This is a genomic window from Dyella choica (assembly GCF_003977665.1).
GTDB lineage: Bacteria > Pseudomonadota > Gammaproteobacteria > Xanthomonadales > Rhodanobacteraceae > Dyella_B > Dyella_B choica.
In genome coordinates, this window is sequence record NZ_RYYV01000018.1 from 74,310 (window position 1) to 97,723 (window position 23,414).

A 23,414-nucleotide genomic window follows, 5' to 3' on the forward strand; every position below is an offset into this window, starting at 1 on the left:
ACGGATGATTCCGGGCACAGCGTCATTCCAACGAAACAAGATCAGGCAGCGCTAAACCACATTGCATCACTCGTTGCGCTGATCCTGCTCCAATACATGCGACAACGCCAAGGGCGGCTGTTCCTCATTGCGACTGAGCCAGGCTTCGCCAGCCTGCCAGCCGTACAGTTGCCAGCCGCGCAACCGATACTGCTTGTCGTGGGCACGATCGTACAGCACTACGCCACGCCATGCCTCCATCGGCCATGCGAGCCAGCGCCGGTCCGGAGCCACCGAAACCCGTGGCTCAACGTTTTCGATGCTTGTTACAGCCCCTACCCTGCAGCTACACGCATCGGTCATGGCCACATCTTCAGGGATATTCGTCGCAGTACCATCCAGCGCGATCCAACGAGGCGCTTGCAGCTCGATGAGCGTGCCGGAGGGGCCGATCGGCGCCAGCGCCAGCTCGCTCCATTCCGGCGAGGCCGCCGCGATGGCCGCGCTGCGTTGCGGCTTGTGGTCCTGCCAGGATTCGAGCAGTACGAGCAGCGAAAAGCCGGCCAGTGCCGCGACCGCGGTCAAGGTAAGGCCAAGCCCATGGTTGTCGAATGCGCCAAAGCCCGCGATCAGCGCGCCGGCGAACCCCCACCGCAACGCCCGCCGGAACATGCCGTTGTGACGCTGCAAGCGGGGCAGTTGCATGAGCTGGACGGCGGCCAGCACCAGGAGCAACGGCAAACCGGCCCACCATGGCATCCACGCTAGCAAAAGTGTCCAGGCGACGACCGGCAACCAGGCCGGCCATCGGCGTCCAGGCCCGGCAAGCCTCAGCCGCACCACACCCTTGCGTTGCGGAACATGCGCATCCACGGCGAATCCTCGCCCCAGGTATCCGGATGCCAGCTCATTTGCACGCTGCGGAATACCCGCTCCGGATGAGGCATGAGGATCGTCACGCGCCCATCTGCGGCGGTGAAGCCGGCAAGGCCGCCTGGCGAGCCATTGGGGTTGAGCGGGTAGTGTTCGGTGGGCTTGCCGCGGTTGTCCACGAAGCGTGCCGCTCCGCCCGCCTTGGAGGGACTGCACGAAGCCGGAAAACTCACCCGTCCTTCGCCGTGCGCGACCACCGCCGGAATGCGCGAGCCTGCCATGCCCTTGAAGAACAGGCTGGGCGAATCCAGCAGTTCGAGCGTGGCCAGGCGTGCTTCGTATTGCTCGGAAGCATTGCGCAGGAACTTCGGCCAGTGCTGCGCGCCTGGAATGATGTCCTTCAACTGGCTCAACATCTGGCAACCATTGCACACGCCCAGCGCGAACTTGCTCGCGTCGGCAAAGAACGCGCTGAACTGTGCGCGAAGCATGTCATTGTAGAGAATGGATGCTGCCCAGCCACGCCCCGCGCCGAGCACGTCGCCGAAGGAAAAACCGCCGCATGCCGCAAAGCCACGGAAATCCCCCAGCTTGATGCGGCCGCTGGCAAGGTCGGACATGTGCACATCCACCGCCTCGAAGCCGGCGCGGGTAAACGCCGCAGCCATTTCAACCTGCCCGTTCACGCCTTGCTCGCGCAGGATAGCCACACGAGGTTTTGCCCCCTGCCTGATGTAGGGGGCGGCGATGTCTTCGGCCGGATCGAACGTGAGCCTCGGACTGATGCCCGCATCGGCATCGTCGATGCGCCACTCCAGTTCCGCATCTGCGCTGACCGGGTTGTCGCGCAAGCGTTGCATCGCGTGGCTGGTTTCGTTCCACGCCTTGAAAAGCTGTGTCCAATTCCATTTGAACAACGTGTCCTTGTTGAGGAACAGCTTGATGCCGAGCTTCTCTTTCGGACGGCCGATGCGATTGCTCATGCCGGCTAGGCCATACTTGACCAGCAGCGATTCGAACGCCTCGCGATTGGCCGTGGCCACTTGCAACACCGCGCCCAATTCTTCGTTGAACAGCGCGCGCAGCGTTGCTTCGGCCCAGCCGTCCAGCGTGATTTCCAGGCCGCAGCGGCCGGCGAAGGCCATTTCCAGCAGGGTCACGATCACGCCGCCATCGGAGCGGTCGTGATAAGCCAGCAGCAAGCGTTCGCGGTTGGCTTCCTGCACCAGGTCGAACAGCGCCCGCAGGCGCTTGGCGTCGTCCAGGTCCGGCGGCATGCCGCCACCGCGATTGAACACTTGCGTGAGGGCGGAACCGCCGAGCCGGCCTCGGCCGGCACCCAGATCGACCAGCCACAGATCGGAATCGCCGTGGTCCAGCCGCAGCTGCGGCGTAAGCGTTCGCCGCACGTCGCCAACTCGCGCAAAACCTGTGATCACCAGCGATACAGGCGCAACCGTGCGCTGTGGCGTATCACCGTCTTGCCACACAGTCTGCATGGAGAGCGAATCCTTGCCGACCGGAATGGAGATATCCAGTTGCGGACACAGCTCCATGCCGACGGCTTTCACCGCATCGAACAGGGCAGCGTCTTCGCCCGGATGATTGACCGCCGCCATCCAGTTCGCGGACAGGCGCAGTTCGCCCAAGTGGTCGATCGGTGCCGCGGCCAGGTTGGTGATGGATTCTCCCACCGCCAGTCGCGCCGCTGCCGCGCTGTTGAGCACAGCCACAGGCGCACGCTCGGCCATCGCCATCGCTTCGCCACGGTAGCCGTCGAAATCCACCAACGTCACTGCGCAATCGGCGACCGGTACCTGCCAAGGCCCGACCATCGGATCGCGTGCGCACAAGCCACCGACCGTGCGATCGCCGATGGTGATGAGAAAGCTCTTGCTGCCGACGGTAGGCAGGCGCAGCACGCGCATCAACGCTTCGTCCATTCCGATGCCGCTGAGGTCCGGAATCAGATCGATGCGAGGCTTGATGTGCCTGGCGTCGCGATGCATGCGCGGCGGCTTGCCGAACAGCACGTCCATCGGCAGATCGATCACCGTGAGCTCGCGGCGCGGATGGGTCACGCGCAGCACGCGTTCTTCGGTAGCAATGCCGACAACGGCATACGGGCAGCGCTCGCGCACGCAGAATGCTTCGAACTGCGGCAGATGTTCCTGCGCAATCGCCAGCACGTAACGCTCTTGCGATTCATTGCTCCACACCTGCATGGGCGACAGCGAGGGGTCGTCACATGGCACTTTCGAAAGGTCGATCTCGCCACCCACACCCGCATCGTTGAGCAATTCGGGAATGGCATTGGACAAGCCGCCCGCACCGACGTCGTGGATGCTGACGATGGGATTGTGTTCGCCGAGCGCCCAGCAGCTGTCGATCACCTGCTGGCAGCGCCGCTCCATTTCCGCGTTGTCGCGCTGTACCGAAGCGAAGTCGAGTTCCGCACTGGATGCGCCGGACGCCATCGACGAAGCCGCGCCGCCGCCCAAGCCGATCAGCATGGCCGGACCGCCGAGCACGATCACCGCATGGCCCGGCTGCAGTTCGCGCTTCTGCACATGGTCGCTGCGCATGTTGGCAAGACCACCGGCGATCATGATCGGCTTGTCGTAACCGCGCCGCACGCCGGCTTCGCCGGTTTCATGCTCATAGGTACGAAAGTAGCCGCCCAGACAAGGGCGGCCGAACTCGTTGTTGAACGCGGCGGCGCCGAGCGGACCATCACGCATGATCTCGAATGCGCTGGCCATGCGTGGCGGCAACGGCCGCTCCACTTCCCATGGTTGCGAATGGCCGGGAATGCGCAGGTCGGACACGGAGAAGCCGGCGAGGCCGGCCTTCGGCTTGGCACCGCGGCCGGTGGCGCCTTCATCGCGTATTTCGCCACCAGCGCCGGTGGCCGCGCCAGGCCATGGCGCGATCGCGGTGGGATGGTTGTGCGTTTCCACCTTGATCGCGAATTCGATGCGCTCTTCGCTTGCCCGCCATACGCCGTCGGTGCCGCAGACGAAACGCTTGCCGGCGTGGCCCTCAATCACGGCCGCGTTGTCCTTGTACGCAGAAAGCGTGTAGGCAGGCGAATGCTGATGCGTGTTCTTGATCATCGCGAACAGGCTTTTCTCCTGCGCTTCGCCATCCAGCGTCCAACTGGCGTTGAACACCTTGTGGCGGCAGTGCTCGGAATTGGCCTGCGCAAACATGAAGAGCTCGGCATCGGTCGGATCGCGGCCGAGTTCGGCATAACGCGCGGCGAGGTAATCGATCTCGTCGTCGGCCAGGGCCAGCCCCAGGTCGGTATTGGCCCGGGTCAATGCGGCACGCGGATCGGAGTCCAGTTCGACATGCACCAGATCGCCGGGCTGACCTGCCAGGAACAGGCCTTGCGCCTGTTCCTGGCAGGTCAGCACCGATTGCGTCATCGGGTCGTGCAAAACGGCAAGCAGCTGGGCATGGCCTGGATGGTCGGCGGCCGGCAAGCCACTTACCTGGTAGGCCGTACCGCGTTCCACGCGGCGCACGTCGAAGCCGCAATCGTGGAGGATGTCGGTGGCCTTGCTCGACCAGGGAGAAATGGTGCCCAGGCGCGGCACCACCCACAGCGAAGCCGGTTCCGGCTTGCTGTCCTTGGCTTCCAGCGCCTCCAGCAAGCGCTTGCGCTGTTCTCCCTCAGGCTCGGCCGCCGCATCAACGTAGTAAACAAACCAGCACGCCTGCACGCGGGCGCCACGATGCAAGGCATCCAGGCGGGCATTGAGACGTTCCAGGCGAAAAAGCGAGAGGGCGCTCTGCCCGTCGAGTGCGATCATTGCGGGGGAAAAGGCGCTAAGCGATGGAGCGGCGTATTGTACCTGAGCGCCGCGTCTCTCTGCGCGGCGCGATGCGGTTGGTACGGGTAGGCAGGATGAAATCCCGGCATCAGGACGCCGCGTGGGGAGTCGGGATCAACATCCCAGCCCGCTCCCCGGCGGGGAATCAGCCGCCTTTCGCGGCATGTTCCTGTACGGCCTGAAGCATCTGCTGCGGCGACAGGTAGCCGCCGATCAGGCTGCCGTCCTCGGCATACACGGAGGGTGTACCGGTTACGCCCAGGCGCAGTCCCAGATCGAACTGATCCTTGACCGGATTCTTGCAATCGGCGGACTTCGGCTCGCGTCCCCGCTTTGCTTCGGTAAAGGCATCGTTGCGGTCGGCGGCGCACCAGATCGACACCATTTCCTTGTACGTTGAGGTCGGCTGACCGTCCTCCCCGGTGACGCCAGACCGCGGCCAGGCCAGGTACTGCACGGCGATGCCCTCCTTGTTGAGCGCCTTGATCTGCTCATGCAGCACGCGGCAATACGGGCAGGTCACATCGGTGAATACAGTGACCGTGTACTTGGGATTCGACGGCCCGAACACGATGCGGTCCGATACCGGTACCTTGGCCAGTTCCGACTTGCGATAGGTGGCCCAGGCGCTCTCGGTGAGGCTGCGGCCCTCGGCGGCATCGATCAGCTCGCCGTTCAGCACGTATTTGCCGTCGCCGCTGATGTAGACCAGATGCCCGGACGCGATCACCTGATAGAAGCCCGGCAGTGGCGACGGCGCGATCTGTTCGATCTTCGCCTTGGGCACAAGCCGCGACAGTGTCTGGCGCACCAAGCCTTCGGGCGTGTCCACGGCCGGAGGCGTGGAAACAGCGGCCTGCGCCATTGCCACGCCTACATGCATCGTCAGCACGCTCATGCACAGCACCCAGAACTTCTTGGACATACAACCTCTTAGCCGAGCGGCGACGTGACGGAAAGGCGCCAAGTATCACACATCACCCGTAACTGGCTGCAGAGAGTTATCTCATCTCCGCCTGCATGATTCGCCGCTAGCCTCGCGGATGATGCTGGGCGTGCAGGCGTTTCAAGCCCTCCTTGGCGACCAGCGTGTAAATCTGCGTGGTGCTCAACGCGCTATGCCCCAGCAGCATCTGCAGGGCGCGCAGATCGGCCCCGTGGTTCAACAGGTGCGTGGCGAAAGAATGGCGCAGCACATGCGGCGAAATGCGCTTGCTGTTGATGCCCACGGCCATGGCATGACGCTTCACCAGGGTCCAGAACATCTGCCGTGTCATGCCTTCGCCGCGTTTGCTCAGAAACAGCGCCGATGGCTGCCGGCCTTTGGCCAACGTGGGGCGCGCCTGGGCGAGGTAGGACTGGATGTATTCCAGCGCCACCTCGCCGACCGGCACCAGCCGATCCTTGCCGCCCTTGCCGGTGACGCGCAGCACTCCCTGGCGGGTGTTCAGCGCGGCTAGCGGCAGCTCCACCAGTTCGGAAACACGCAGGCCCGAGGCATACATCAATTCGAGCATGGCGCGGTCACGTTGGCCTAGCGTGGTGGACACATCCGGCGCATGCAACAAGCCTTCGATCTCACGTTCGGCCAGCGCCTTGGGCAGGCTGCGCGGCGTCCTGGGGCGTTCGATCAACAACGTGGGGTCTTCGAAGCCTGGCTCGTCGCGCGCCATCGATGCATAGAAGCGGCGGAAAGCCGATTGACGGCGCGCCATGGAACGCACCGCCACCGGTTGCGAACCGTGAAAAGCGGAGATGTCTTCACGCCGTGCCGTGCGCAGGGTCCGTCCACCAGCCGCCAGCCAGCGGGACAATGCTTCAAGGTCCTGGCGATAGGCCTGCAGCGTGCGCTCTGCCAGGCCATCTTCGGACCAGACGCGCTCAAGGAACGCGGCAATTTCCCGCTCGTCCGCTTCGGTCGTCACTGTGGCCACTTTACTCGTGCTCTGTTTCATGCCCACGATGCTGGGTGTTATGTACACGATGTGCAAGCGTGATGCCCTTGCTCAGCCAAACTACGGAATCGATGGCCGATCCCATGACGCAAACGAACACAATGACCTGCCCGCTTTGGCGTCGGCTGTTCGCCCTGCTTTATGACTTGGTGGCGATACTGGCGATCGTGATGGTGGTGGGATTGATCTGCCAGCTCGCCACGCACGGCCGACTGATCACCACCGGTACGCAGGTGCACATCGCCTGGTGGTACCAGCCGCTGCAAGGCTTCGTCGTAGCGGCCTACTTTCTGGTTTCCTGGCTGCGCGGTGGTCAGACGCTAGGCATGCGCCCGTGGCGTATTCGCATAGCAGGCAACGGTGGCGCGAGGCTGACGCTGAAACAGGCGCTGCTGCGGCTGGCTGCCGCCGCCATACCCCTGCTGTTGCTGTTGCTGGCACCTTCCCTGGGTCTGCGAGCGGCGCTGTGGACCGTGGCCGCAGCCTGGTCGGCATGGTTCGCGGTGGCGCTCATCGATCCCCGCCACCGCGCAGTGCACGATCTGCTGGCCGGTTCCGAGGTACACAGGACTGGCTGAATTCGCCGTCGCCGTGCCCGTGAGACACACGAATCCGCAATCCATTGATATACAAAGTAAAATAGACCTGTCGCAATGCAGCATTGCGACCTCTAAACGGCTATCATATGACTTTAGCCGCCGCCCCACGCTCATCATGCTTTATCAGCTCCACGAATGGCAACGCGCCTTCCTCGGCCCCTTGAGCCACTACGCCGAAGCCAGCGCCCGCATGCTCACCGACCCGAGCAGCCCCCTGGCCCAGTTGCCGGGTGCGCAGCGCATGGCAGCGGGTTATGAGTTGATCCATCGCCTGGGCAAGGACTACGAAAAGCCGACGTTCGACATCCACAGCATCACCAACCCGCAGGGTAACGAGATCGCCATCATCGAACGGATCGATCTGGAGACGCCCTTCTGCCAGTTGCGCCGCTTCAAGCGTTTCAGCGACGATCCGGAAACCATTGAGAAGATGAAGTCCGAGCCGGTCGTGTTGGTGGTGGCGCCATTGTCCGGCCATCATGCGACCCTGCTGCGCGACACCGCGCGCTCATTGCTGCTCGATCACAAGGTGTACATCACCGACTGGATCGATGCACGCATGGTCCCTGCCTCGATGGGCGCGTTCCATCTGGATGACTACGTCGCGACCATCGAGAAGTTCATCCGACACATCGGCGCCGAATCGCTGCATGTGATCTCGGTGTGCCAGCCGACGGTGCCGGTGCTCGCCGCCATTTCGCTGATGGCAGCGCGCGGCGAAGCCACACCGCGCAGCATGACGATGATGGGCGGCCCGATCGATCCTCGCCGCAGCCCTACCAGTGTCAACAACCTGGCCACGCAGCAGCCGCTGAGTTGGTTTCGCGGCAATGTGATCCACACCGTGCCGACCAACTATCCCGGCCACGGTCGCGAGGTCTATCCGGGCTTCCTGCAGCACGCCGGTTTCGTGGCGATGAATCCTGGCCGCCACCTGAGTTCGCACTGGGATTTCTATCTCAACCTGCTGCGCGGCGACCTGGACGACGCCGAAGCGCATCGGAAGTTCTACGACGAATACAACGCGGTGCTCGATATGCCGGCGGAGTATTACCTGGACACCATCAACACCGTGTTCCAGCAATTCCTGCTGCCGCGCGGCTTGTGGGAAGTGAACGGTGAACGCGTGGATCCTTCCGCCATCAAGCGCACCAGCCTGCTCACCATCGAGGGCGAACTGGACGATATCTCCGGCATCGGCCAGACCGAAGCGGCGCACGATCTGTGCACCGGCATTCCGACTTCGCGCCGCGCGCATCGCGTCGTCGAAGGAGCCGGCCACTACGGCATTTTCAGCGGCCGCCGCTGGCGTGAAGTGGTCTACCCGCAGGTGCGCGACTTCATTCGCCGCTCGGACATGGCGCTGGTATCCACCAAACGCGCCTGAAATGCGCGCGCGCAGGCCGGGACAACCATCGTAGGCTGGGTTGCCAAACCCAGCATTGCCATGCGTGCACGCCGCGCGATGCCGGGATGGTTATCCCAGCCTACGCAAAGAACGACTTGAAGGCATCAATGGTGCGTTCCACACCGGCATCATCCACGTCCAAATGCGTCACCAGCCGCAAGGTCGGCAAATAGCCGATGCTTATGCGTATCGACGCAGCGCGCAGATGCGCATCCAGTTCGCGCAGGCGCTCGCCAGGCACGTCGATGAACACCATGTTGGTGTGCTGTCCAAGCAACTTGATGCCGGTAATCCCACCCAGGCCGCCGGCAAGTCGCGCGGCCAGCGCGTGATCGTCCGCCAGGCGCGCCACTTGGTGGTCCAGCGCATACAGGCACGCCGCCGCCAGTAGACCAGCCTGGCGCCAACCACCGCCGGCCACCTTGCGCCAGCGTCGCGCCTTGTCGATCAATGCCGCAGACCCCACCAGCACCGATCCCACCGGCGCTCCCAGCCCTTTGGACAAGCACACCGAAACGCTGTCGAAGTGCTGCGCAATTGCCCTCGCCGGCACTCCACCAGCCACTGCGGCGTTATAGAGCCGTGCGCCATCCAGGTGCAGGGCAAGCCCGCGATGGCGGGCGAACTCACCGGCCGCGCGCAGATAATCCAGCGGCAGCACACGGCCATGCCAGGTGTTTTCCAGCGCCAACAGGCGTGTGCGAGCGAAATGCGGATCGATCGGCTTGATCGCCGCCGCCACCTTGTCCAGCGCCAGCGTGCCATCGGCGTCATGCGCGATCGGCTGTGGCTGAATCGAGCCCAGCACCGCTGCGCCGCCACCTTCGAATTTATAGGTGTGTGCGTCGGCGCCGACGATGTATTCATCGCCGCGCTCACAATGGGACATCAGTGCGAGCAGGTTCGACTGCGTGCCAGATGGGACAAACAGGCCCGCCTCGAAACCGAGATCGCCGGCAAGGCGCTGTTGCAGCGCATTGACGGTAGGGTCTTCGCCGTAGACATCATCGCCTACCTCGGCGTCGAGCATGGCTTCGCGCATGGCGCGTGTGGGACGTGTAACGGTATCGCTGCGCAAATCGACCCAATTCACGACTCACCTCTTTGGATACGTAGGCTGGCTTGCCCCGGGCTTGATCCGTAGACAACCCAACAATGCCACGTCAGGTCACTCCGCGCTAACCCAACTTATGGGCCTATCGCCTCCCACCACAACGCCGGCGGCAAGATCGCGAACAGGCCATCGCACAACACACGTCTGGCCGGACGCAGTAAATCGTCAAACGCAAATTCCATCGGGCGCAATAAAAATAGACGCGGGCAAGCCTTCTTGCAAGAAATTGTAAAAAAAGACGGAAAAAAAGAAATATCTACATAACAAATTCAATTGAAGATGGATAGCGTGCGATCTTCACTTTTACTTGCGAATGATTGTGAATGACGCATCACGCAACCATCCAGGTCGCTCCGTCATCAATAACTAGATAACCATTTAGGAGTTCACCATGCAGCCTAAAAACGTCGCACCTTTTAAATCGACCTGCCTGGCGCTAACCGCGATGCTCTCATTGCATTGCGTCGACGTCATGGCCATGACCTATCACGATAACAAAGTGACTTTTTCCGCCATAACACAGCCAGGCATTAGCCTTTCTGTCGGGAGTCATTACGAGGTCGAAGATTTTTCAGTGACGAGCGGCCAAGATCCAAACGGGAAGATCTATAAAGGCTTGTACAATGACTTGGTCCCAGGTGAAAGCCGGCCTGAAGAGGGCCCCATGATACCCACTCTTTCCACTACGTTTTCCGTGGGAAGAAAAGGCTCATCGCAGGTTGCGGCGTGGTTCAACGACAAAATTCATGCGAACCAAAACACCTTTGGTCACGGCGCCGATCAACTGAATTTCGCTTTCATCGGCACTCTTACCCTGCAGTTGCAACAGGGCACCTTCACGCTGCCCGGGATAGCCCTGGCCCAAGGTCATGCCGGCGCCACCAACAATTGGTGGTTTGGCGGTCAAACTTGTACTTATCTCGACGGCTCCATCCTCGGTTACGACCATACAAGCGTTAAATGTGTCGCCACCAACGCAGACGGGTCTAAGTGGACGATTACATTCCTACGCGGCGCAAATGATGTTAGCGAAGTGGAAATAACCAAAGTCACTCCCGCATAGACAGTAGTAACTCTTCGGCAAGCAGCCAACGGGCCATCACAGCGGCCATGTACCGCTGTGGTGGTATGAAAAACATGAGGATATGTCAGGGCCTGCACCCCAATCTACGGGATCGCGAGCCGCCAAAGCGCCGGCCGCAGGATGGCGAACAAGCCATCGCGCAGCGTACGCCTGGCCAAATACAGCAACTCGTCGTCTCGAGTAAGCAAGGCTGCGGCGCGTGCTTGCAGCGCAAGCTCAAGGAATTTCTGATCGTCACGATCGCGACAACGAGGCAGCTTCGCGAAGCTGCCCGCGCCCCCAGCCGGCCATGGCATGCAAAGTACGTATCGGCCGAAAAGCTCGATCGCCCGCATGCGCTGCGGCTCATCCAGCTTCAGTTGCGGATACTCCAACACTGCCAGCCATTCGGCCCGGCAATCGTCGCGCGTGACCAGTTCAACTTCGCCCGCATCTACCGCCGCAAGCAGTGACATGCACTGCGGATCATCGAACACGAACAAATCCAGGCAAACATTGGTATCGGGCACGAACCGCGGCGCGCCTGCCATATCACGCATGCTTGCGGAAATAGAACCACGCAATGAACATCAGCAGCAGCACCGGCAGTACGTTTGCCACTAGCGGGGGAGCGCCGTAGACCGTGCTGAAGTTGACGATGGCCACCTGCGCAAAATGCCAGCAGAGGGCGATGATGATGCCGATGAAGATGCGCTTGCCCAATCCGCCTGAGCGCAGCGCGCCGAAGGCAAACGGCATGACGCACAATACCAGCACCAGCGAGTTGATCGGATACATCACGCGCCCCCAAAACGGCATTTCGTACGGGCGGGCGTTCTCGCCGTTCTTCTGCTTGTACGTGATGATGTGCTGCAGGTCGCGCATCGCCAGATACTGCGGCTGGATCAGCGACTGCTGCAGAATTTCCGGGTCGAGCTTGGAATCCCAGTGTTCGTTGGCCGAAGTGCTGCTGTGCACGCCCTTATCGTCCAGGACGGTGCTGCGCACACGATCCAGCACCCATTCCTTGCCGACGTGTTCGGCCGTGTTGGCCTGGTCGAAACGGGCCAATTGCCGGCCATCGGGGGTCAAGGTGAAAACTCGCACATCCATCAGCTGCACGTGGGAATGGTCCCCCGCATTGCTCAGCGTCCTGTTTTTTGCATTGATGAAGCGGTCACCATCGCGCGCCCATAGGCCACTACTGGTAAGCCCAAGGCTGCCACCCGAGCGTAAGCGCAACGTCAATGCCTGCGCCTGCTGGTCGCCCCACGGACCGATGGTTTCACCCATCACCACCACACCCGCCACCAGGACCGCCACCACACCCGCTGCCGATATGCCGATGCGCAAGCGTGACATGCCCGCTGCACGCAATGCCGTCAATTCGCCGGTGGAGGCCAGGCTGCCGAGACCCATCAGGCCACCGATCAATGCCGCAAAACCGAACATCTCGTACATGCGGCGCGGAATCGTCACTACGACATAGAAGATCGCATTGCTGAGCGTGTAGCCGTTACGCCCGATGAAATGCAGCTGGCGGCCGAACTGGATCATCGCATCCAGGCCCACCAGCACCAGCCACACCATCAGCATCGAACCGAACACCGTGGTGCCGATCAGCCAGTCCACGCGCTTGACGCGCAAGCTTGCCATCAGGCCCTCGCCTTGCGCGGGGCGCGCGCTGCGTATTGATTGCGGAAGCTCCAGGCGGACGCCGCAAGCAGCGCGAAGCTGAGCAGCCACAGCGGAGTTGCGTGATGCCAGTGCCCCTTGGCTAGCTGGCCACGGCACAACTCCAGCAGGTTGTAATACAGGAAGAAACCGAGCACGGCGATCAACATGCGGCCGTAACGCGGCTCACGCGGCGTCTGCCGCGACAGCGGCATGGCCAGCATCAGCAGCGCCAGTGTCATCAACGGTACCACGGTGCGCCATGCGAATTCGGCGCGCGCATCCGGGGTGGTGTTGTGCATCAGGTCGACCATGTCGAGGTTATGGATCGGGTCTGCTTCATCTTCGGACTGGATTGCCGAGAGCGCGCTGTCATTGCGCTCGTATTGCATGCGACGCCAATTGTCGGCACCCAGCGGGATTTCATACTGCCAGCCGTCTTCCAGCGCCAGGTAGCGGTTGCTGTTATCGCTGCTGGAATACAGATTCCCCTTTTGGCCGGTGACCATCTTCATCACCCGGCTACCGTCCTTGTTGGTGCGCTCGGCTGCGATGAAGGTGCGGCCGAGGCGCTGCCCGTCACGGCTCAACGTGTCAACCAGAATGATGCCGCCCTTGCCAGGCAACTCAGTGAAACGGCCGGCATCGAGGCCGGCGGCGATGATCGAGCGATTGGCCGCCTGGACCAGACTGTCGGAAGTCCGAGCCGATAGCGGCCCCAGCCACATCGACACCGCACTGACCAACGCCAGCATGATCACCGCGACGATGCCCATCGGCCGCAGCAATCCGCCCATGCCCATGCCGGAGGAGGCAAGCACGTGCATTTCACTTTCGCGATACATCCGTCCGAAGGTCTGCAACACGCCCAGGAAGCCGGCCAGCGGCAGCATGCTGGACAGGGTATCGACCATGTTCAGGCCCAGCACCTGGAACATCACACTGGCCGGGAAACTGCCCTTGGCCACCTGTTCGAGCACGTGCGCGAAGGTAGTGCCGGCCATGATCACCAGCAGCACGATGACTGTGGCGCCGATGGTCGTACCCAGCTCGCGCAGGAAATACCGGTCTAGGATGCTCAGCATGCGATAGAATTATGGGTTCCGTGCCTCGCCCGTCCTGGGAGGCAAACCCGTAGTCTAGCCGGTTCGGTGCGTGCCGGTCTCCCCGCAGGAAATGACGATGACGCTTCAATTCAGCCTTGCCTCCACTGCCCCCGAAACCGCCGACACCCCTTGTGTGGTGGTCGGCGTCTACGAAAACGGGCTGCTAACCAGCGCCGCGGCGCGCGTGGACGGCGCCGCCGGCGGTGCGATCAAGCGCCAGGTTGAAAGCGGTGACATCACCGGCAAGGCAGGCAGCTCCACGGTCCTGTTCGCGCCGGAAGGAGTGCAGGCCAAGCGCGTGCTGGTGGTGGGCCTTGGTGGGCAGAAGGGCTTCGATGCCGCGCGTTACCAGAAAGTGAACCTGGAAGCGGCGCGCGCGCTTACCCGCCTGCCGATCGACAGCGCCGTGTCCTTCCTGGCCGAAGCCGACGTGCCCGGCCGCGACTCCGTGTGGCGCATACGCACGGCTGCGCTGGCCTTCGATTACGCTGCCTATCGCTACACAGCCAGCTTCAAGCCGCGCGAGAAGAACGGCCAGCCGGAGCTGCGCAGCGTCTCCTTCGGCGCCGATGCGCAGGCCCAGGCCGGCATCGACCAGGCCGCCGCCATCGCCGAGGGAGTGCGCTTTGCGCGCGAACTGGCGAACCTGCCGCCGAACATCTGCAACCCGGCCTACCTCGCCGAGCAGGCATTGAAGTTCGCCCAGGCCCATGCCGAACGCCACGTGAGCTGCAAGGTGCTTGACCACGAGGAAATGGAGCGGTTCGGTTTCGGTTCGCTGCTTGCCGTCGGCCGCGGCTCCGCCAACCGCCCCAAGCTGATCGTGCTCGAATACAACGGCGGCGCGGACGAGAAGCCCTACGCCATGGTCGGCAAAGGCATCACCTTCGACACCGGCGGCATCAGCCTCAAGCCGGGCCCGGGCATGGAAGAAATGAAGTTCGACATGGGTGGCGCGGCCGGCGTGCTCGGAGCATTTGTTTCGGCCGTCAAGCTGGGCCTCAGGCTCAATCTGGTTTGCGTCGTGCCGGCGGTGGAAAACATGCCCGACGGTGACAGCTATCGCCCGAGCGACGTGCTCACCAGCCTGTCCGGACTCACCATCGAAGTGCTCAACACCGATGCCGAAGGCCGCTTGATCCTGTGCGATGCACTTACCTACACGGCGCAAACCTTTCAGCCCAAGGTACTGATCGACGCAGCCACCCTGACCGGGGCCTGTGTAATTGCGCTGGGCAAGCATGCCAGCGGCCTGATGAGCAAGCACGACGACCTGGCCGAAGAGCTGTTGAGCGCCGGTGAAACCTCGCTTGATCGCGCCTGGCGCCTGCCGCTGTGGGACGACTATCAGGTCCAGCTCGAATCCGGTTTTGCCGATGTCGCCAACATCGGCGGAAAGAACGCCGGCGCCATCACTGCCGGCTGCTTCCTCGCCCGCTTCACCGAAGGCCAGCGCTGGGCGCATCTGGATATCGCCGGCACCGCGTGGGATGAAGGCCGCAAGGGCCTCGCCACGGGACGTCCGGTACCCCTGCTGGCGCAATGGCTGATCGATCGCGCCGGCTGATACCTGCCCGGGAACAGGAACCGGACCTTCCTGCTCCCTCTTCCCACTCGCCATTGACGACGATGCCCCGCGCCGACTTCTATCTCATCGCCAAGCCGCGCTTCAGCGAGCGCCCGTTGTTGCTGGTATGCGAACTGGCGCGCAAGGCATTCGCCACGCAGCAGCCCACGCTCGTTCTTACCCGCGATTTCGAGCAGGCCGAAGAACTGGACGAGCTACTGTGGTCGTTCGACGAAGACGCCTACATTCCGCACCAGCTCGCCGGCGACGATGACGACGGGCACACTGCCGTGCTGATCGCGCCGCCCGGGGTCGATGCGCCTGCGCGCCCGCTCATCATCAATCTGCGTGAACAATGCCCGCACAGCTACGGCGAGCGCGTGCTGGAAGTGGTGGCGGCGGACCCTGCCGAACGCGAGGGATCACGCCTGCGCTGGCGCGAATATCAGCGGCTTGGCTTCGAAGTCAACAAATTCGACATGTAATTTGGCCAAGCCGTTTCCGCGCAGTATGGCCATCATGCCGTGAGATGGGCATACCGTCGCCAGGATTACGCCAGATTCATTTCCTTCGACACAGCAGCCCGTGCGGTCATGGCTTCCTGGATGGCGGCTGCCAGTTCCGCATCGATCGATGATTTGTGCAGAAATGCGTCAATACCCACCTGACGTACGTGCGCCATTTCCTCCTCGCCACCACGCGTAGTCATGGCAACGATCGGTACATGTCCGCCGACGACTTCACCGCGCCGTATCAATTGCGCGACTTGGAATCCGTCGATGCCCGGCAGATCCAATTCGAGCAGCATCACATCGCACGGCTCCAGCGCCAGCTCCGCCAGGGCGTTCAGGCCGTGGTTCGCATGACGCACGTGGTGTCCCTGCCGCTCCAGCAGGTCGCGAACAGCATCGGCTGCCGTGACGTCACCGTCCACCAGCAGCACGTTCAACGAGCATAGGCGGCTGACGCGGCCCATCTCGTCTTGCGCCGTTTCCTCAGCAATTTGCAAGGGTAGGCGCACACGGAAGGTACTGCCTTTGCCCAGCATCGACTCCAGCGTCATGCGGCCGCCCATCAGGCCGACCAATTCATTGCAGATCGCCAGCCCCAATCCGCTGCCGATGCTGCGCTGAGGACCTTCGTCCTGCTCGAAGCGGCGGAACAGTCGCACACGGCTGGTTTCGGAGATGCCGGGGCCGGTATCGCTCACATCCAGCGACATGGAACCATCCGTCCAGGCGACATCGATGCGAATGCCGCCGCGCTCGGTGAACTTCACCGCATTATTGACGAGATTGAACAGTACTTGGCGAATGCGCAGCCCATCGCCCACCAGCAAGGCCGGCACGTCTTCGCTGACGTGCAGCTCAAGCACCAGGCCTTTGGCTTGGGCCGCGCCTTTTTGCAAGCGTACGACGTCCTGCAGCATCGGCCGCAATTCGAACGGTGCCGGATCAAGCACCAGTTTGCCGGCTTCGATGCGCGCCAGGTCCAATGCATCGTTCAGCAACTTGAGCAGCAGGTTGCTCGAACGCTGCATGGATTCGGCGTACTCGCGCTGCGTATCGTTCAAGGGCGTAGCCAGCAGCAGTTCGGACATGCCCATCATGCCGGTCATCGGCGTGCGGATTTCGTGGCTCAGCGTGGCCAGGAAGCGGCTCTTCGCAGCACTGGCCTGTTCGGCAATTTGGTGCCGCTGCTCGGCGAACTGGATGCGGCGGCGATGCGCCAGCCGGCGACGCCAAGCGAGCAGCACTAGGAAACCCAAGGCCACAGTGACGGCCACGTAAAGCAGCCACGCCCACCAGCGCAGCCACGGTGGCGCCTGCACGGTGATGCGCAACGGCTCGGCCAGCTGCACCCACTGCCCTTCCGAACTGCGCGCCATGACATCCAGCGTATAGTCGCCGCTACCGAGCCCGGTGAATTCGCGCTCGCCGTGATTATCGCGATCCACCCAGTCGCCATCGAAACCGTTGAGACGGAACCGGTACTGATTGGCCGCAGGATTGATGTAGGAGAACAGCCTGGCCTGGATGTGCAACTGGCTATCGCGCCAGCTGACGCGGATCGGCTGCGGCGTCAATGGCAGGTTGCGTGTCACGCCCCTGCGCTGCACGGTAATTTGCGTCACCGATAACGCTGACGGTACCGGCGGCGGATCCACTTTGTCCGGATCGAACCCGACCACGCCACCGTTTGTGGCGGCATACAGATAACCACTGGGCAACAGCGCATAGCCGCGATCGAACTCGCCGTTCGCCAGGCCGTTCTGCAGGCCGACGTGATAGAAACTGCCCCGAACGGGATCGTAGCGCCACAAGCCCTCGATGCTGAAAATCCAGATCCGGCCGAGGCAGTCGACATCCAGGTCCGTGGCGCGCAAGGACGGCCAGCCATGCTCGGCATCCACCGTACGCTCCAGCACCAGACGCCGGCCGTCGAGGCGATAATGCGAAAGGCCATCCTCGGTCGCCACCCAGATGCCGGTCCGATCGAAGTCGAAGGCATCGATGGCTTTGCCAGTGGGAACGCCCGGTACCATCACGAAACGGTCGCTCGCGCGATCGAACCACATCAGGCCGCCGTCGCTGGCATACCAGAACGTGCCCTTGTAGACCGTCATCTGGCTGCCCCACATCACCTTTTCGTTCGGCTTGTCCATCGCCACTTGAGACACGGCCAACGTGTCCGGATCGATGCGGAAAATGCCGTGGCCGAAAGTGCGCGTGTACATCAGGCCGTCAGGACCAGGTTCGACCTCCAGCGGATGATCGAGCACGCTGCGTTGCGGATCGACCTGGTCGAGCCGGCCATGCACGTAGTCGTATCGATACAACGCGCCTTGCGGAATGATCCACAAGCGTTGGCGGAAATCTTCGGTCATGCCAAGCACGCGCTCGCTCAATCCGTCGAGGGTGTGCTCGACCTTGCCGGTCACCGGATCCAGTCGATCGATGCGACCATCGCGCTCGCCTACCCACACATGCCGGCCATCGCGTCCGCGCGCCATGCTGGTGGCCACCGAATCGCGCAGGCTGGCTGGATCGTCGGGAACGTGGGTGTAGCGGCTGAAGCGGTTCCATCCGGGCGCGAGATAGGCCACGCCGCCATCGAACGTGGCTACCCATAGCCCGCCTTCGCGGTCCACCAGTGTTCGCCACACCCAGGTGCCGGGCAGATTGCCATGCAACAGCGGCTGGTTGACCAGTTGGACGACCGGCGCATCCGCGCTCATCTGCAGGTACATGCCGCGCTGCGTGCCGATCCAGAGATGGCCGGCAGCGTCACGCGTGCTGGTCATCACATTGGTCTGGTGTGGGATGGTCGGTGCACCGAACAAACGTGCCACGTCGTCGGGCCCCACCACCAACAGGCCCTGCCCGGTTGCAATGCGCACCTCGTCGCCGTTGCCTTCGATACGCCAGGCATCCATAGGCTGATTCGGATCGGCAGATTTGATGCGCACGAAACTGCCATCCAGATCGCGACGAAACACTCCACGATCGGAGCTGACCCACAGGCGTCCCTTGGAGTCGGTATACAGCGCGTAGACAATGCCGAAATCGCTCGGGTACAGGCCGATCAATGGATTGGTCACATGCTCGAAGCCCTGGCCGTCCGGCCGCATGCGATCCAGACCTTCGCCGGTACCTATCCAGATCGAACCATCCGGCGTTTGCGTAATCTCCCACACATGATCGTGCGCCAGGCTCTGCGGATTGCCCGGATCGTGCCCCCAATGGGTGAACTTGCCCGTAGCCGGATCGTAGCGGTTCAGGCCAGGCCCCAGCCCGCCGGCCCAGACGATGCCCTGCCGGTCGACGAACAGCGTCGAAATCTCGTTTTCGTAAAGCGAGTCAGGGTTGTTTTCGATATGGCGAAAGACGTGAAAGGACAGGCCATCGAAGCGGGCAATACCGCCTTTCGTACCGAACCACATGGCGCCATCGTGGTCCTGGGCAACGGCGTACACGGCGCTGCTGGGCAGCCCATCGGGCATGCCATAGCGCCGAAACTGGGGCGTGGGCAACGGCGCAGCCTCGGGCGCATGAATCGCCCCCTTCGGTACCGGCGCGTTCGTCGCGGATGCCACCGGCACAGCGCCGCCGGGCGCAACAGCACCCAGCAGGAAGGCCAGTCCCAACATGAAAACCGACACTAGTGGGCCCCTCAGGCACGTCAAACGGAGCTGCCACCCTATCCAAAGCCCCGCAAGAGGAGATCATGCCAAATCCATCTGGCTCCCGCACGTGCTGTTCATGGCAACGCAACAATCCGTTTCTGTCAGCGCGCTGGCAGAACCACCGGGTTTCCGCCAGACTCCCAGCATGAACCTTCGCCGGCCTGCCAATCTGCTGCTGACGTCATGTTTTGGCTGCCTGGCCGCGCAATCCGCGCTTGCGGCGTCGAACAGTTATCGCTACGACACGGTGCACAGCCAGATTGTCTTCAACATCGACCATGATGGTTTCTCGCGTCCGTTGGGACGGTTGCATATCGCCCAGGGCTCGCTGCGTTTCGACCCGGACGACTGGTCCAAATCCGGCACGGAGCTGGATATCGATATGCGCGACCTGGACATGGGCGACGCCCGCTGGAACGAGGCAGCCTGCAAAACCTCGCTGCTCGACTGCAAGACCTATCCGACCGCGCATTTCGCCAGTACCTCGGTGGAACGCAAGGACGACACGCACGGTGTGCTGCACGGCACGCTCACCTTGCACGGCGTGAGCCAACTGATCGACATTCCGTTCCGCGTCAATCGCATCGGTAAGACCATTTTCGGACTGCACACGGTAGCCGGCTTTTCGGCCACGGCCATGCTCGATCGCACGGCGTTCGGCATCAGCGGCTTTCCCAATGCCGTGGGTCATGGCGTCGCGGTCTGGCTGGAACTCGAAGGCATTCGCGACAGTTCGAGCGACGACAACAAGGAGCATCCATGAGTTTGCGTACTGACGGCCGCCGCTGGGGATCGGTCGCCAAGTTGTTTCATTGGATCGTGGGCCTGGGGATACTCGGCAACGGCGTGTGGGGCCTGCTGATGACCGACATGTCACCCTCGATGAGCAAGATCAGCATCTACGCCCTGCACAAATCGATCGGGCTGACGATCCTGGCGTTGTTCGCGCTGCGCCTGGCTTGGCGCCTGTATGACGGTGCGCCGCCGGACGAACCCATGCCGCGCTGGCAGCGCATCGTCGCGCACGCCACGCACGTACTGCTGTATGGGTTCATTCTTGCCTTGCCGCTGAGCGGCTGGCTGTTCAATTCCCTGCATGGCTATCCGTTGCAATGGTTCAAATGGTTCAATCTGCCTGCATTGGCGGCGAAGAACGACGATCTCTCGCAAGTCGCGGGCGAAGTTCATGAATGGCTGTTCTATTTGCTGCTGCTAGTGCTAGTCGGGCATGTCGGCGGCGCCCTTAAACATCATTTCTTCGATCAGGACAACGTATTGCGGCGCATGCTGCCGTTTGCACGCTTGCGTCAAGGCAAGACAACTTCAGGAGAGCTCACATGAAAATCCGCATTCATTCCCTTGCCGTGCTGCTTGCATTGGCCGCACCGTGCATCGCCAGCGCTGCCGACTACAAGGTGCAGTCGGGCAGCACTCTGGGTTTCACCAGCAACTTCCAGGGCAGCAACTTCGATGGCCGCTTCAACCAATGGACGGCGGCGATCAGCTATGACCCGGCCAACCTCGCTGCATCCAGGTTCGACGTGATGGTTGATCTTGCCAGCGCCAAGACCGGTGACAACGATCGCGACAGCGCGCTGCCCGGGCAGGATTTCTTCAACGTAGCGAAGTACCCCCAGGCGCACTTCTTCACGACCGCAATCCGTCAACAAGGCAGCCAGGTGGTTGCCGACGGCATGCTGACGCTGCGCGGCGTGACCAAGCCGGTGAGCTTGAACGTAGCATTCAAGCCGCAGGGCAAGGGTGCCACGCTGGACGTCAACGGCACGGTGAAGCGCCTGGACTTCAGCGTCGGAGGGGGACAGTACGCGGATACCTCGGTGATCGGGCCGGACGTGAAGGTCACGGCGCACCTGGTGTTGAGCGCAAAATAAGCAGAAACCGGCGCAGGTTGGACTGCAACCCGACCTACGTCACCCGGCTATCCAGCGGGCTATCGTCTGGGCATCGAACGGCCAGTCCAGTTCCCGTCCGTCGCGCGCATCGCACAGCACCGGCACGCGGGTACCATAGCGATCCTCCAGCTCCTCGCTGTCCTCGACCCACACAGTGTCGAAATCCGGCACGCGCGCCTGGGCCAGCACCGCCAGCGCGAGGTCGCACAGGTGACAGTAATCGCGTTGATAAAGCACGAAATCGGCCATACGTGTGCTTGCAGAATGCTCCGGCGGTAACGCCCGCGTAGAATAGCTGGTTCATCCCCGTCTCCGCAGCGTGCCCATGGCTGTCAGCGCTTTCGATATCTTCAAGGTCGGCATTGGCCCCTCTTCTTCCCATACCGTAGGCCCCATGCGGGCTGCCGCGCGTTTTTCCGAGCGCTGGCTGGAGGAAAAGGGCGTATTGGACCGCGTCACACGCGTGCGGGCGGAGCTGTACGGATCACTGGCGATGACCGGCCGGGGACATGGTACCGACAAGGCCGTCATTCTCGGCTTCGAGGGTGAGCATCCGGATACGGTCGATCCCGATCGGATTCCCGATATCCTCAAGCGAGTCCGTACCACGTACCGCCTGCGCGTGCTAGGCAAGCTTGAGGTCGAGTTCGACGAAAAGCGCGACCTGGTGTTCAACAAGCGCCAGAAATTGCCGTTTCACACCAACGGCATGCGCTTCACTGCCTATGATGCGGAAGGCCATGAATTGGCCACACGCGATTACTACTCCGTAGGCGGAGGTTTCGTGGTCAACCACGACGAGGCGGCGGAAGACCGCATCGTCGCCGACACCACCGAACAACCCTACCCTTTCCACACGGGCGAACATCTGCTGGCGTTGTGCGAGCAGCACGGCATAAGCATCGCCCAGCTGATGATGGAAAACGAAAAGGTGTGGCGTACGGAGGCGGAAGTGCGCGCCGGCCTGCTGAATATCTGGAAGACCATGCAGGGTTGCGTAGAGCGCGGACTGCGCTCGCCGGGCACCTTACCCGGCGGACTCAAGGTGGCGCGCCGCGCCCCCGCCATGGCGACGGAACTGCGCAACCAGCCCGAGGCTTCGCTCAAGGATCCGCTCACCATCCTCGACTGGGTGAATCTCTACGCGCTGGCGGTGAATGAGGAAAACGCCGCAGGTGGACGCGTAGTTACGGCCCCCACCAACGGCGCGGCGGGCATCGTGCCGGCCGTGCTGCATTACTACCATCGCTTCTGTCCCAAGTCCGACGAACACGGCGTGGTTGATTTTCTGCTCACGGCGGCGGCCATCGGCATCCTCTACAAGGAGAATGCATCGATCTCCGGCGCGGAAGTCGGATGCCAGGGCGAAGTGGGCGTCGCCTGCTCGATGGCCGCCGGCGGCCTGACCGCCGCGCTCGGCGGTACGATCCATCAGATCGAAAACGCCGCCGAGATCGGCATGGAACACAACCTCGGCCTCACTTGTGACCCCATCGGCGGCTTGGTGCAAATTCCCTGCATCGAACGCAATGCCATGGGCGCCGTCAAAGCCATCAATGCCAGCCGCATGGCGCTCAAGAGCGACGGCAAGCACCGCGTATCGCTTGACAAGGTGATCAAGACGATGCGCGACACGGGGCTCGATATGAAGGACAAATACAAAGAAACGTCGCGGGGCGGGTTGGCGGTCAACGTCATCGAATGCTGAGGCGGGTTGGGGATGCACCCCCAACAGCCCCCCGTTTTTCGTTCCCGCACTGTTGCTGCATTTAGCAGATGGCCGCATTGCCTGCGGCGCTTTCGGACGCCGTAGGCGCCCGAGTCACTTTTCTTTGCTGGCCCAAAGAAAAGTAACGGCGGATTCTAAACTCAAGTGCATCACTGGAGTGGAGAAGGCCATGGGCGTGCAGTATGAGCACCTGAATGCCGAAGAACGCGGCACGATTATGGCGATGAAGCTTCATCACGCCAGTGGCAGGGCGATCGCGCGGGCGCTGGGACGCTCGCCCAGCACCATTACGCGGGAGCTGCGCCGCAACGGCTATAAGGCGCCTCAGACGTGCGGCCCGATGGGTCGCCCGCGGATCGCCGGTGGCTATGATGCCGGCCGAGCGGGCCGGCGGGCACGGCGCCTGCAC

General features: G+C 62.4%; 20 protein-coding genes. 10 read left to right on the forward strand and 10 right to left on the reverse strand.

Features of this window, described 5'->3' with window-relative positions; genetic code table 11:
- Positions 1-66: 66 nt before the first annotated feature.
- From EKH80_RS18960 to xerD, 4 genes are all read right to left on the reverse strand, one after another.
- Positions 67-852: a hypothetical protein gene (locus tag EKH80_RS18960; protein ID WP_126686361.1), complete on the reverse strand. Its 786-nt coding sequence runs from the start codon at positions 850-852 to the stop codon at positions 67-69.
- Positions 810-4,670, reverse strand: a complete 3,861-nt coding sequence (purL, locus tag EKH80_RS18965; RefSeq protein WP_126686362.1) for a phosphoribosylformylglycinamidine synthase — start codon at positions 4,668-4,670, stop codon at positions 810-812. The genes EKH80_RS18960 and purL overlap by 43 nt, the downstream gene beginning before the upstream one ends.
- A gap of 166 nt (positions 4,671-4,836) precedes the next feature.
- Positions 4,837-5,616, reverse strand: a complete 780-nt coding sequence (locus EKH80_RS18970) for a disulfide isomerase DsbC N-terminal domain-containing protein (RefSeq protein ID WP_126686363.1) — start codon at positions 5,614-5,616, stop codon at positions 4,837-4,839.
- Positions 5,617-5,722: 106 nt separating this feature from the next.
- Positions 5,723-6,646: a site-specific tyrosine recombinase XerD gene (xerD, locus tag EKH80_RS18975; RefSeq protein WP_126686364.1), complete on the reverse strand. Its 924-nt coding sequence runs from the start codon at positions 6,644-6,646 to the stop codon at positions 5,723-5,725.
- 101 nt (positions 6,647-6,747) lie between these two features.
- Between xerD and EKH80_RS18980 the strand changes: the two genes are divergently transcribed.
- Both EKH80_RS18980 and EKH80_RS18985 read left to right on the forward strand, forming a co-directional pair.
- Complete coding sequence (locus tag EKH80_RS18980) at positions 6,748-7,224, forward strand: RDD family protein (protein ID WP_126686365.1); 477 nt, start codon at positions 6,748-6,750, stop codon at positions 7,222-7,224.
- Positions 7,225-7,360: 136 nt separating this feature from the next.
- Complete coding sequence (locus EKH80_RS18985; protein WP_126686366.1) at positions 7,361-8,632, forward strand: polyhydroxyalkanoate depolymerase; 1,272 nt, start codon at positions 7,361-7,363, stop codon at positions 8,630-8,632.
- A gap of 100 nt (positions 8,633-8,732) precedes the next feature.
- Here EKH80_RS18985 and ltaE read toward each other — a convergent pair whose 3' ends face one another.
- Positions 8,733-9,746: a low-specificity L-threonine aldolase gene (gene ltaE / locus EKH80_RS18990; protein ID WP_126686367.1), complete on the reverse strand. Its 1,014-nt coding sequence runs from the start codon at positions 9,744-9,746 to the stop codon at positions 8,733-8,735.
- 412 nt (positions 9,747-10,158) lie between these two features.
- Here ltaE and EKH80_RS18995 point away from each other — a divergent pair, with 412 nt between their 5' ends.
- Complete coding sequence (locus EKH80_RS18995) at positions 10,159-10,830, forward strand: hypothetical protein (protein ID WP_126686368.1); 672 nt, start codon at positions 10,159-10,161, stop codon at positions 10,828-10,830.
- A 104-nt stretch (positions 10,831-10,934) separates the two neighbouring features.
- Here EKH80_RS18995 and EKH80_RS19000 read toward each other — a convergent pair whose 3' ends face one another.
- From EKH80_RS19000 to lptF, 3 genes are read right to left on the reverse strand one after another with little or no spacing between them, the layout of a single operon-like run.
- Positions 10,935-11,381 (reverse strand): putative toxin-antitoxin system toxin component, PIN family, encoded by a 447-nt coding sequence (locus EKH80_RS19000; protein WP_126686369.1) that lies wholly within the window; start codon positions 11,379-11,381, stop codon positions 10,935-10,937.
- A gap of 1 nt (position 11,382) precedes the next feature.
- Complete coding sequence (lptG, locus tag EKH80_RS19005; protein ID WP_126686370.1) at positions 11,383-12,486, reverse strand: LPS export ABC transporter permease LptG; 1,104 nt, start codon at positions 12,484-12,486, stop codon at positions 11,383-11,385.
- A complete protein-coding gene (gene lptF / locus EKH80_RS19010; RefSeq protein ID WP_126686371.1) occupies positions 12,486-13,589 on the reverse strand; it encodes an LPS export ABC transporter permease LptF in 1,104 nt (367 codons plus the stop codon). Before lptF ends, lptG begins: the two co-directional genes overlap by 1 nt.
- A 97-nt stretch (positions 13,590-13,686) precedes the next feature.
- Between lptF and EKH80_RS19015 the strand changes: the two genes are divergently transcribed.
- Complete coding sequence (locus tag EKH80_RS19015; protein WP_126686372.1) at positions 13,687-15,177, forward strand: leucyl aminopeptidase; 1,491 nt, start codon at positions 13,687-13,689, stop codon at positions 15,175-15,177.
- A gap of 62 nt (positions 15,178-15,239) precedes the next feature.
- Positions 15,240-15,662, forward strand: coding sequence for a DNA polymerase III subunit chi (locus tag EKH80_RS19020; protein ID WP_126686373.1), 423 nt, complete (start codon positions 15,240-15,242; stop codon positions 15,660-15,662).
- A 65-nt stretch (positions 15,663-15,727) separates the two neighbouring features.
- Here EKH80_RS19020 and EKH80_RS19025 read toward each other — a convergent pair whose 3' ends face one another.
- Complete coding sequence (locus EKH80_RS19025) at positions 15,728-19,339, reverse strand: hybrid sensor histidine kinase/response regulator (protein ID WP_230473819.1); 3,612 nt, start codon at positions 19,337-19,339, stop codon at positions 15,728-15,730.
- A gap of 100 nt (positions 19,340-19,439) precedes the next feature.
- Here EKH80_RS19025 and EKH80_RS19030 point away from each other — a divergent pair, with 100 nt between their 5' ends.
- Genes EKH80_RS19030 through EKH80_RS19040 form a run of 3 tightly spaced genes read left to right on the forward strand, consistent with a single transcriptional unit; the run spans position 19,440 to position 21,255 of the window.
- Positions 19,440-20,126 carry a YceI family protein gene (locus EKH80_RS19030; protein WP_230473821.1) on the forward strand — a complete coding sequence of 229 codons (687 nt, stop codon included), beginning with the start codon at positions 19,440-19,442 and terminating at the stop codon, positions 20,124-20,126.
- On the forward strand, positions 20,123-20,704 hold the full coding sequence (locus EKH80_RS19035; protein ID WP_126686374.1) for a cytochrome b: 582 nt from the start codon (positions 20,123-20,125) through the stop codon (positions 20,702-20,704). Before EKH80_RS19030 ends, EKH80_RS19035 begins: the two co-directional genes overlap by 4 nt.
- On the forward strand, positions 20,701-21,255 hold the full coding sequence (locus EKH80_RS19040) for a YceI family protein (protein ID WP_230473822.1): 555 nt from the start codon (positions 20,701-20,703) through the stop codon (positions 21,253-21,255). Before EKH80_RS19035 ends, EKH80_RS19040 begins: the two co-directional genes overlap by 4 nt.
- Before the next feature lie 39 nt (positions 21,256-21,294).
- Here the strand turns inward: EKH80_RS19040 and EKH80_RS19045 are convergent, their stop codons facing one another.
- Positions 21,295-21,525: a glutaredoxin family protein gene (locus EKH80_RS19045; protein ID WP_126686375.1), complete on the reverse strand. Its 231-nt coding sequence runs from the start codon at positions 21,523-21,525 to the stop codon at positions 21,295-21,297.
- Between the two features lie 76 nt (positions 21,526-21,601).
- Between EKH80_RS19045 and EKH80_RS19050 the strand changes: the two genes are divergently transcribed.
- Both EKH80_RS19050 and EKH80_RS24245 read left to right on the forward strand, forming a co-directional pair.
- Entirely contained in the window at positions 21,602-22,984 is a 1,383-nt protein-coding gene (locus EKH80_RS19050) for an L-serine ammonia-lyase (RefSeq protein ID WP_126686376.1), read from the forward strand.
- Positions 22,985-23,180: 196 nt separating this feature from the next.
- Positions 23,181-23,414 (forward strand): helix-turn-helix domain-containing protein (locus EKH80_RS24245; protein ID WP_268991923.1); only part of this gene is annotated, 234 nt, incomplete at its 3' end.